The following is a 2,428-nucleotide window of genomic DNA, read 5'->3' as shown; positions in this document are numbered from 1 at the left end:
TGTTGTCGACATCGCCGCGGTGGGCCTCGTGGAGGCGAGGGCGTGCATTTTCAGGAGATCATCCAACATTACGGTTATGCAGGTGTCTTTTTCATCATCTTCGTCGAGGCCATTGGATTCCCGTTTCCGGCGGAGACCACGTTGACCCTCGCCGGCATCGAGTGGTCCAAAGGCGTGTTTCACCTCGTCCCGCTTTGGTTGATGGGGTGCCTCGGCAACCTCCTCGGTTCGGCCGTGGCGTTTTTCATCGGGTGGTTTCTGGGGCGGCCCGTGGTCCTGTACTTCGGCAAGTATGTCGGGATCACGGACCAAAAGCTCGACATGGTCAATGAGCGTTTTCAGCGCTATGAACTGGCCGTGATCTTCATCGCCAAGTTCATCGCCGGCGTCCGCATCATCGTGCCCTATCTGGCGGGCATCAACCGCATGAATCCGGCCAAGTTTTTCACCGTCAACACCATCGCGGCCATCGTGTGGTCGGGTGCCTTCATCATCGCCGGGAAGTACATCGGGATGGAGGTCAGCCGATACTGGCCGTTTCTCAAGCATCACCTGTGGCTTGCCGCCATCCTGGCCGCCGTTCTCGTCGCGCTCGTCATTGCGTTCCGCAGATGGGAGCGCAAAAAGATGCACGGATCGGCTTCGAATGCCAAACGAGATCGCGCCGAGCGCTGATCTTGCGCTGCCGCAGGCCGCTGTCGTAGGACATCTCCCCATCCGCATACATGCGAATGGGGGGGTGTTCTTCGTGCAGCGGCCTGTTCGCGTGATCTGGCGCGGGGCGGCAGGCGAGCCGGACTCCGCTCGACTTGCGCGCCTGTGGGCGCAAACGTGGCTGTCGTTGTCCGACAAGCTCGAATACGCGGGAATTCGCGGATCCACGTTCAAGGGTGACGCGTGATGTGGACGGCCATCTACACGCGGGTGTCGACGGAACACCAGGCGCAGGTCGGACACGGACTTGACGTCCAGCGGGAGGCGTGCCTGCAATACGCCCTTTCCCTCGGAGTGGCTCCGTCCGACATCCGCCTTTACGAGGAAGCGGGCGGGTCGGGCGAGGATATGGACCGGCCAGAGCTCATGCGGCTTCTGGATGACGCGCGGCATGGCTTGGTCGATCGCGTCGTCGTCAAGCACCCCGACCGCCTGTCGCGCAACGTGGCCGACAAGGCCATCGTGGTGCGGGAGCTGTCCGCGTGCGGTGTCAAGCTCCACTTTGTCGACGTGCCTAACTGGGATGAGTCTGACGAGGCGATGCTTCTCTTTCATGTCATCGCGAGCATTGCCGAGTACGAGCTGCGCCAAATTCGGCGGCGCACGCTGGCCGGCAAGCTGCGGGCGGTTCGGGGCGGGCGGGTGATGCCTTCCGCGGTCGATCCGTACGGCTACCGATATGAGGACGGGCGATACGCCGTGGTTCCGGAGGAGGCCGAGATCGTCCGACTCATCTACCGATGGTACGGAATCGACGGCATGAGCCTTCGCGCCATCGCCGAACGGCTCGACGCGATGGGCATTCCGACCAAGACGCGCCAGTCGGCGCGCTGGCATCACAGCACGGTGGCGAGGATCCTCGACAACCCGCTCTACCAAGGCACCTGGTATTACAACCGCCGCCGCACGCGCAAGCGCCAAGGCGTGTGCGGCCCGCGCCGAGGCCGAGGCCGCCAGGTGGTGTCCGTGCGCGATCCCGGCGAATGGATCGCCGTGTCCGTGCCGGCCGTGATCGATCCGGAGCTCGCGCGCTCGGTCGCACGGCGCAAGCAGGGCGGTCGGCGAGGAGGTTCGACGTCGAGGCACACGTTTTTGTCGGGCCAACTCGTGTGCGCCCACTGTCAACGCGCTTGGCGTCACGAGGCATGTCGAACGGCGAGCGGGATAGTGCGCAAGTTTCGGCGCCCGCCGGCGGAACAGGGAGCGGACCCATGCGCGTATCGCTGCGCGCGTGTGCCCGCCCAAGACCTTGAGCAGGCGGTGTGGCGCGAGTTGGTGCGGTACATGCGTGGCTGGATGAAGGGCGAGTGGATGGCCGGCTTGAGCGGAACGGTCTCGCTGACGGACGAGATGGCTCGCCTTCGCCGAGAGATGCGCGCTGCGGTGGAAAGGCGTGATCGCGCGAGGGAACTCTATCTGCGCGGGCACTTGGACCAAAGCGCGGCGCTCAGTGCGATGGAGGACGCGGCGCGGCGCCTGCGACAGGGCTGGTCCCAGGCGTGCCGCATCTGCCACGCACGGCAATACGAGGTGGATAGGCGGGAGGCGCTGTGGCAGATGCTTGAGATGCATGACGACGTCGAGCTCCGGCGGCTGTGGCTCGATGCGCTGGTGTCGCGCGTCGAAATGGACGCCTCGGGCAACGAGATCGTCCTCACGCTCGTGGCGCGGGCGAGCGAAGAACATCCGGGTGGCGGCGTCGACGACACGTTGG

The 2,428-nt window shown here is 64.7% G+C and carries 3 protein-coding genes; all 3 read left to right on the top strand.

Going from position 1 to position 2,428, the window contains the following annotated elements:
* Positions 1-675 (top strand): DedA family protein (locus AS26_RS13425; RefSeq protein WP_245629791.1); only part of this gene is annotated, 675 nt, incomplete at its 5' end.
* A 73-nt stretch (positions 676-748) separates the two neighbouring features.
* The gene (locus AS26_RS14510) at positions 749-901 is read left to right on the top strand and encodes a hypothetical protein (protein WP_169793513.1); all 153 of its coding nucleotides are present in this window, start codon (positions 749-751) and stop codon (positions 899-901) included.
* Positions 901-2,428, top strand: a 1,528-nt coding sequence (locus AS26_RS13415) for a recombinase family protein (RefSeq protein ID WP_062310599.1), incomplete at its 3' end; no start/stop codon positions are given. The genes AS26_RS14510 and AS26_RS13415, both read left to right, overlap by 1 nt.

The organism is Alicyclobacillus sendaiensis NBRC 100866 (genome assembly GCF_001552675.1).
GTDB lineage: Bacteria > Bacillota > Bacilli > Alicyclobacillales > Alicyclobacillaceae > Alicyclobacillus > Alicyclobacillus sendaiensis.
This window is presented reverse-complemented; position numbering and strand designations above follow the sequence as displayed.